This window comes from Sulfolobales archaeon (assembly GCA_038881635.1).
Classification (GTDB): domain Archaea; phylum Thermoproteota; class Thermoprotei_A; order Sulfolobales; family AG1; genus WYEN01.
Map to the genome: position 1 here is coordinate 40,860 of JAVZPJ010000007.1, position 7,970 is coordinate 48,829.

Annotated in this window: 10 protein-coding genes; 2 read left to right on the forward strand and 8 right to left on the reverse strand. The window is 39.3% G+C overall.

Going from position 1 to position 7,970, the window contains the following annotated elements:
* Positions 1 to 19: 19 nt before the first annotated feature.
* The 8 genes from QXS89_05790 to pyrF all read right to left on the reverse strand — a co-directional run bounded on the left by QXS89_05790 (position 20) and on the right by pyrF (position 6,202).
* Entirely contained in the window at positions 20 to 364 is a 345-nt protein-coding gene (locus QXS89_05790; GenBank protein ID MEM3831687.1) for a DUF4870 domain-containing protein, read from the reverse strand.
* Positions 365 to 530: 166 nt separating this feature from the next.
* Positions 531 to 1,451, reverse strand: coding sequence for a dihydroorotate dehydrogenase PyrD (gene pyrD / locus QXS89_05795; GenBank protein MEM3831688.1), 921 nt, complete (start codon positions 1,449 to 1,451; stop codon positions 531 to 533).
* Complete coding sequence (gene pyrC / locus QXS89_05800; GenBank protein ID MEM3831689.1) at positions 1,438 to 2,715, reverse strand: dihydroorotase; 1,278 nt, start codon at positions 2,713 to 2,715, stop codon at positions 1,438 to 1,440. Before pyrC ends, pyrD begins: the two co-directional genes overlap by 14 nt.
* On the reverse strand, positions 2,690 to 3,451 hold the full coding sequence (locus tag QXS89_05805; protein ID MEM3831690.1) for a hypothetical protein: 762 nt from the start codon (positions 3,449 to 3,451) through the stop codon (positions 2,690 to 2,692). Before QXS89_05805 ends, pyrC begins: the two co-directional genes overlap by 26 nt.
* A gap of 7 nt (positions 3,452 to 3,458) precedes the next feature.
* Entirely contained in the window at positions 3,459 to 3,932 is a 474-nt protein-coding gene (gene pyrI, locus QXS89_05810; protein MEM3831691.1) for an aspartate carbamoyltransferase regulatory subunit, read from the reverse strand.
* Entirely contained in the window at positions 3,929 to 4,861 is a 933-nt protein-coding gene (pyrB, locus tag QXS89_05815; GenBank protein ID MEM3831692.1) for an aspartate carbamoyltransferase, read from the reverse strand. The genes pyrI and pyrB overlap by 4 nt, the downstream gene beginning before the upstream one ends.
* A gap of 67 nt (positions 4,862 to 4,928) precedes the next feature.
* Positions 4,929 to 5,525, reverse strand: coding sequence for an orotate phosphoribosyltransferase (gene pyrE / locus QXS89_05820; protein MEM3831693.1), 597 nt, complete (start codon positions 5,523 to 5,525; stop codon positions 4,929 to 4,931).
* Positions 5,513 to 6,202, reverse strand: a complete 690-nt coding sequence (gene pyrF, locus QXS89_05825) for an orotidine-5'-phosphate decarboxylase (protein MEM3831694.1) — start codon at positions 6,200 to 6,202, stop codon at positions 5,513 to 5,515. The genes pyrE and pyrF overlap by 13 nt, the downstream gene beginning before the upstream one ends.
* Before the next feature lie 112 nt (positions 6,203 to 6,314).
* Between pyrF and QXS89_05830 the strand changes: the two genes are divergently transcribed.
* Both QXS89_05830 and QXS89_05835 read left to right on the forward strand, forming a co-directional pair.
* Positions 6,315 to 6,599, forward strand: coding sequence for an ATP cone domain-containing protein (locus QXS89_05830; GenBank protein ID MEM3831695.1), 285 nt, complete (start codon positions 6,315 to 6,317; stop codon positions 6,597 to 6,599).
* A 47-nt stretch (positions 6,600 to 6,646) separates the two neighbouring features.
* A complete protein-coding gene (locus tag QXS89_05835) occupies positions 6,647 to 7,966 on the forward strand; it encodes a hypothetical protein (protein ID MEM3831696.1) in 1,320 nt (439 codons plus the stop codon).
* The last annotated feature ends 4 nt before the right edge of the window (positions 7,967 to 7,970 follow it).

Genomic DNA, 7,970 nt, shown 5'->3' on the forward strand with positions numbered 1-7,970 from the left:
ATTATCATGGGTGAGCTGGTTAGATTCTTTCGATTCCCAGCATTCTAGCTATATCGTAGATTATAGGAGGTTTCCAGTATTCTTTATTTAGCGACTTAACTATGCCTAGGATCCATGCTATAAGTAGTGCGAGTCCTATTAATACTGAAAGGATCCAGCCTATGAAAGGTATGAAAGCCAGGATCCATGTTAGTACTTTAATCACTACTACTAATATGAAGAATGATATAGATAGATAAGCCCAGTATCTGACATACTTGTATCCAGGTTTCAGAATTAGAGCTAGTACTGCTCCAATTATTGATAGAAGCCATGCTATGAACCCCCAGATTTTTTCTTCCTCACTTATTTCAGAAGCGCTCATCACCATCAATCTCATGTATAATTGCAATTGAAAATATATAAATAAAATGTAGATAAGGATTATCGAGAATTTTCTATATTGTTTTTATATGATTAAATATCTTATAATGATTTACACCTCCGATCAAAAGCTTTACCTCTCAAGGCTGTAGAGCTGGGTTAGAGTGCTAGAATTCTACTGCGTATCCTATCAGATCTCTTATACTCCTAAAGCCTATCTCCTCAAGCCATCTCTCCAGACCTGTTAGTATATCCTTAACAACATCAGATTTCTTCAGTAGTGTTGTGCCTATCTGAACTGCTCTCGCTCCTACTAAGATGAATTCTGCAACATCTCTCCAATCACTGACTCCTCCAACTCCTATTATCTCTGGTTTGTACTCTCTGTAGATCTCATAAATCACTCTAACAGCTATGGGATGTATTGGAGGACCTGATAATCCTCCGAATATGTTTGTGAGAATAGGCTTCATAGAGTATATATCTACTGCAAGAGCTTTCAGAGTATTGATAAGAGTTAGAGCTCTAGCACCTTTCTCAAGAGCTTTACCAGCTGATTCTATTATTCTATCGCTCAAACCCAGCTTAGCTATCACAGGTATTCTAAGAATCGAGGCTACACTGCCTACGACTCTTGCAACATCAGCAGGATCGCTTCCTATATCCATTCCAAAACCTCTGGTATGAGGACAGCTTAGATTAAGCTCTACAGCGTTAGCACCACTCTTCTCAGCGATCTCGGCAACCTCGGTGAAATCTCTCTCGCTAGAGCCTCCCACACTTACTATAATGATCCTTCTAATTCTCCTAGCTCTCTCAACAAGACTAGGTATGATCTCTATGCCGGGATTTGCCAGCCCAACCGCGTTTAGAAGACCTCCATTTCTAAGCTCAACAACTATAGGAGGTTCATAACCTGTTCTAGGCTTTGGTGTTATAGTTTTAGTCACTATAGCTGATACTCCGAAACCTGCTAATATTTCAATATGCTCAGGCTCCGACCCTAGAATCCCACTGGCATTCATCACAGGATGTTCTAAGACTATACCTGCTATATCTGTGGAAAGTCTCTCTCTAGAACCTTCCAATCACACCACCTCTCCTGAGATCTATGAATTCTCCATCTAGAAAAACAATTCTACCTCTAACAATCGTAGCATAGGTAGATCCTCTGAATCTCATCCCCTCATACGGTGTGTTTCCAGCTCTCGAGATCATATTAGAAGAACTTATCACATTCTCCCTATACAGATCAACAATAGTATAGCTCGCCACACATCCAGGCTCTACACATCCATACATATTCATATTCAGAAACTCGAGAGGTTTTAAAGAACTCATCTCAATAATCCTATCAAGAGATATGAATCCTCTGTGATACAATTCTAGAACAAGAGATGAGAAGAATTCAGCTGATGCAATTCCTGAAGGACATTCTGAGAAATCTCTACTCTTCTCCTCAATAGTGTGTGGCGCGTGGTCTGTTGATAGAAGATCTATTGTACCATCCTTAAGACTTTCTAGGAGTAGTTCTCTTATTAAGCTCTGTCTGAGAGGAGGATTCACTTTCGCAACACACCCAAGTCTTCTCTCATGATCTGAGTCTAGGTAGAGGTAGTGTGGACATGTATCTGTAGACATATTCATTCTCTTAGCTATGAAGGCTGTATAGGTATTGCTCACATGAGTCACATGAACCGGGATCCTCCTACTCGAGATAGCTTTCGAAACTCTTACAAGAGCTCTTATCTCGGATTCAATACCTCTACAAACCCATCTAAAACCTTTCTCACAAGACTCTCTAATAAGATCAGGATCTTCCGCATGAATTACAATCCTAAGATTATCGAAATTAATCTCTCTCGAGATCTTCTCGAAGAGAGGTATGTCCTCAGGATATATCTTAACACCCATAACACCAGGTCTCGAGAGCATTTGTCTAAGTTCTTCAACATCCTGAGGCAGTGCTACCCACACTCCATAGTCTACCACGGCTTTCTCTTCTAAAGCTTTCAACTTCAGATCTAGATTCTTCAAACTATTAATCCTAGGAATAGTATTAGGCATATCGATAACAGCTGTGAAACCTCCTCTAGCTGCTGCAAGAGTTCCAGATCTCTCATCTTCTTTATATGAAAGCTCTAAACCTCTTAGATGCGTGTGGATATCTATAAAACCTGGTAATGTGATTCCTCTCCTGAGATCGTAATGCTCTTCAGCATCATTAAATCTTACGAATCCATTCTCAGCTCTTACTACAACTCCTTCATCTATTAATAGAGAGAGATCTCTTAGAGATCCTCTCTCATAATATCTGATCCAGAGGCTAACCCTCTTGCTCGAGATGCTCAACCACCTCATCACATCTTATTAGAGGTCCTTCAACGCATAATCTCAAAGGCTTAGGCTTAAGAACACAACTACCGCAGAAACCTATGCCGCATTTCATGTAGGCCTCTAGATTAAGATAGATCCTTTCTCTACTTCTAGAGTTTAGGCATAGTTTTTTCAGCATCTCTCTAGGTCCTGAACCTATGATCAGATCCCATTCATCTTCTTGATAAAGCTCTCTGTAAAGATCTAGTGCTGTTCCTTTATACACATACTCCGATCCATAATCTTCTGCTGCATAATAGATTCTTCTAATAGATCTATATGATGCTAGTTTTTCTAGGTTGAATAACTCAGATCTTCTTCTCACACCCCAGATAACAGTGATCTCTCCATCAATCTCGCTAGCATCTCTAGCAAGATATGGTAGTGGAGCGATCCCAGATCCTCCTGCTACGAATAGGATTCTAGGATTCTTAGAAGAGAATTTAAATCCTCTTCCATAGAATCCATTCACACCTACAAAACCTGGATTTCTAGAGAGTTCTCGAGTACCTTCACCTCTTATCTTAAAAACTATGCTTAGAAGATCCTTGTCATAATCTGAAACACTCATAGGCATCAGATCTTTTCTCGGCACCCAGATCATCATGAACTGAAATGGAGCAGGTCTATGCAAAGGCTTGTCAAGAAGCTTTATAAGAATTCTGAAGAATCCCTCTGACAGTCTCTGGACTTCTAATACTCTTCCAGACATGAACATTCTAGATCCCTAAAAGCCTGGGTATCTCACTCTCCTCAATCAAGGTCCCGCAGTACACGCATTCTATTTTAAGAGGCTTGAGAGATCTTCTCTTGAAAAATGTTGATATAGGTTCTCTAGATTGATTGGTTATACATGTTGGATTAGGGCATTTGAGAACTCCTCTAATCTCTTCAGGTATCTCGACTCTGAATTTATTCTTAACCTCATAATTCTCTATAATATTTATAGTAGCTGTAGGTGCTACTAGAGATATGATGTTAACCTCTTCAGGTGTTAGAAATCTATTCTCGATCTTAACAATATCCTTCTTACCATACTTACTACTCTCAACATTCATAAGTATAGCTATTCTATAACCTTCTCTACCAGTTATTCTCAGAACTTTTAGAACATCAACACCTCTACCAGCTGGTATATGATCTATAACAGTTCCTCTACCGATCTTTGATACAGTAAGAGTATGAGAATTCAAATCTCACCACCTAGGATAAGAGTTAGAAGAGCCATTCTAATAGGAACACCTAGATAAGCCTGGTAGTAGTATGCTGCATAAATACTTCTATCAACAGCGTGATCTATCTCATCAACCTTGGGTAGTGGATGTAGTATCTTAAGAGATCCTCTACCTCTAGAGAGAAGATCCATTGTAAGCCTGTAAGAACCTCTAACCTTCTCATACTCGCTAGGATCTGGGAATCTCTCCTTCTGAATTCTAGTCATATAAACCACATCAACATCATGTATTACATCTTCAAGTTTTTCAAAGATCTCATATCTAATACCTCTCACCTCTAACAACTCCAGAACCTCTGGTCTAGCTCTTAGAAGTGGTGGGGATACCAGGTATAGTTTAGAAGGCTTGTAAATAGTTAGAGCGTATATGAAAGAAGTTGCAGCTCTACCATATTTAAGATCTCCTACGACAGCATATTTAAGTCCGTCGATCTCTCCAAACAACTTTTTAACAGTATAGAGATCTATCATAGCCTGTGTAGGGTGGTGCTGTCTTCCATCTCCTCCATTTATAACAGGATCTTCTGATATCTCAGCAGCAAATCTCGCCGCACCCTCGAATCTATGTCTTATAACGATGAGATCGCTATAGGCTTCAAGCATCTTGATAGTATCAGCAAGATTCTCACCCTTCTCAACACTAGTACCCTCGGCACTGCTGAAACCTATGACATCAGCTCCAAGTCTCTTGGCTGCGGCTTCGAAACTCAGTCTAGTTCTTGTAGAAGGCTCGAAGAAGGCTAGTGATATTATCCTGCCTTCGAGGGTTCTAAACTTTCTATTTATATTCCTCAGATAATATTCTGCTAGATCGAATAATGTTTCTAGTTCTTCACGTGTGAAGTCTAGTATTGATATAACATCTCTTCCTAGGAAAGAGTTCTTCAGAGTGCCCACTATAGACTTCTCTCATGAGTTTATAAGTGTATAGTACTAGATCTTGGGATAGTCAGAGCTATGATCTCATCTTGCTACTCTCAATATAATCTAGTATCTTATTCAGGGTATTCAGGTCTATCACACCGATCTCATGAAGTTTTCTAAAGATCTCTCTAGCTGTGTATAAGCTGTAGAGCTTAACACCGTGTCTACCCAGTCTCTCGCTAGCTCCTTGTTCTCTGTCTACTACTACGACGGCTTTAACAGGGTTAGATCCAGATCTCTTGAGAATCTCGATAGAGGCTTCAATAGATCCTCCTGTTGTAGCTACATCATCAACTATCACAGCTCTTCTACCTTCAACCTCTCCCTCAACCTGAGATCTTGTTCCATGTTCTCTTTTTTCAACTCTGACATATGCTAGAGGTAGATTGCTTATGCATGCTATATAACTTGCTAGAGGTATTCCTGCTGTTGCCACGCCTACGACTACTTCTATATCGCTTAGATCTGTTTTCTCAAGGATCTTCTTCACAATATCTTTCACGAGATCTGGGTAACCATATATTCTTCTAAGATCTATGTAGAAAGGACTTTTAATGCCTGAGGTTAGAATGAAATCTCCTATCTTAATGCTTCCAATTCTATATAATCTCTCTATCAGGTCTTGCATGATCTTAGAACCTCCTCCTGTTTTTCTAGGATCTCTAAAGTAGTTTTCCTAGGATCTCGTGAGCTTGTGATTGTTCTTCCTATGATCTCATAGTCAGCACCAGCACAGAGAGCAGATCCAGGTTCAGCTCCTTGAGCACCTACTCCTGGAGATAGTATCTTGATACTCCCACCAAGCTTCTCTCTGGCGATTCTTATGATCTCTCTCCTTGTTGCAGGAGCGATCACACCCCATGCATTGTTTCTCAGAGCAATATCTATGAATTCTGAAACATGTTTATCTATGAATTCTCTAGAGCCTTCATGGCTCATAGAGATGATCTGTATAACTTTAACATCTCTAGATCTGCATACTTCATACACTCTATCTAGAGCATCTTTTAATCCTGTGAAGCTGTGGATTATAACAGCGTTAACACCTAGATCTGCTAGGTATTCTATTGAAGCAGTCATTATATCGCCTATATCTGCTAACTTTAGATCTGCTATGATCATTCTATTATCAGAAGCTCTTCTAGCTACTGAGAAGATCTCAGGACCTCCTCTCAGAAGTAGGGGGAGTCCTAGCTTATAGCCTGAGACAATATCTTTTGTATCTCTAATGATTCTGAGACTCCACTCTATAACTTCTTCTCTGCTCATCTTCTGAAGAGGGTCTAGAGATATAATTACACTCAAGAAAAGCCCGATTAAATGTTTCTGAATAGAATTATTAAAAATAATATATTGAATAGATTTCAAGCTTTTTATAAGCTGTGAAGAGCATTATTTTTTTGAGGCGGTATAGCTTTTGAGTTCTATATATGTTGTTAAAAGAGATGGTAGGAGAGAAGATTTTGCTATCGAGAAGATTGTTGTGAGTATTCTCAAGACAGGAGCACCTCTAGCTACGGCTAGGAAGATTGCGAAGATTGTTGAGGCTAGACTACTCGAGCAGGGTGTTTCAGAGATCAGTACTAAGGATCTTATGAAGATGGTTCTAGAACTTCTTAGAAAAGAGAATGAGGAGTGGTATAGAAACTGGATCGTGTATGATAGAGCTGTTAAGAAGAGAAGATTAGAAGAAGAGAAGTGATTCAGGTCTAACTTTTTACTTTTTTATGATATTCTAATTCTAATGGTATGCCTTTCGAGAACCCTATATTCTATGTGGAGAAAGTTAAAAACCTGATCGATAGCGGTAGAGATGTTGAGGAGAGTAGGCTTAGAAAAGCTGGAGAATATCTAGGAACACCTCTTAAGAGAGTTGAGGTGTTTCAGAGCAGGTATAATGAGGTTTTCACGAGATTTATTGAGAAGAGATGTTCTAAAGCTTATGATGAGTATCAGGTGTGTATCTACTCGTGGAATAGGAGAAGAGCTTTCAAGAGCTTTCCAGTCTCTAACTATGCTACGGGAACTGTGATAATATTCAGAGGAGGTGAACCTCTTGAGGTTTTATCAACACCTCTGCCTAAGGCTTTAGACTATATAGAAGGTTCTGAGCCTGTTGAGATCGATAGAATTCCTCTGCATGTTTCTAAGAGAATTGATGGATGGCAGGTTAACGCGTATTATGATAAGATTCTTGGGAGATGGATCTTCTCAACAAGATATGTTCTTCATAACATGTACTTCCAAGCTGGAAGGCTTAAGATAGATCCTTATGGAGAGATTAGCAATCCAATAATACTGGTAGCAGATTCTATAGCTAGAGAATATGATCTCTATAATAGATTAGAGAGGTTCAGAGGATGGGTTTTCATATTCTCACTACTAGGTCCGGAGCCTGCCATAACATCTCCTCCATATCCTATTGAAGCTGATGTGAGAAACTACAAGCTTTATCTTATTGCTGCGAGAGATTCTGAGGGAGTTCTTCAGCCGGCTTCTGCTGTGAGTAGTAGGATCGAGTGGGATCTCTATGCTGAGGAGATTGAAAGAAAATCTATTCTAGATCTGTATAGAGAGGTTAGAAACTCTCTTACTCTGAGATCTTATATAGCATGGTTTGAGAATAGCGGTTTAGATCCTCTGCTTGTAGAGATTCCTTCAAGATATTATTATGATGCTATGATGGTTAAGCATCTTCATGATGCTAAGTCAGCAGTTGTTCTATGTAGCGAGAGCGAGGATCTATGCAGAAGTGTAATGGATCTTGTCAGCGATGATACTCCTAGAACTAGTATTAATCTTATCATGGATCTTGTCAGGATATTTGAGAAGAAACTATCGGAGACGAAAGATCTCGAGAGAGTGTCTAAGGAGATCTATAGATTCATACTAGATCTCAAGAGTGTGAAGGCTGTTGCTTCAGAAGAGATATTGAAAGAACTCACATCGGGAAATATAAGAAGACTTGTAAAAAAGATATTATCAATAGTATTCGAAGAACATTCTCTAGCTTCAGAAGATACGAGAGTACTGATAGATGAAATAAAAAAATTCTTAGAGAAGATCTGAGGAG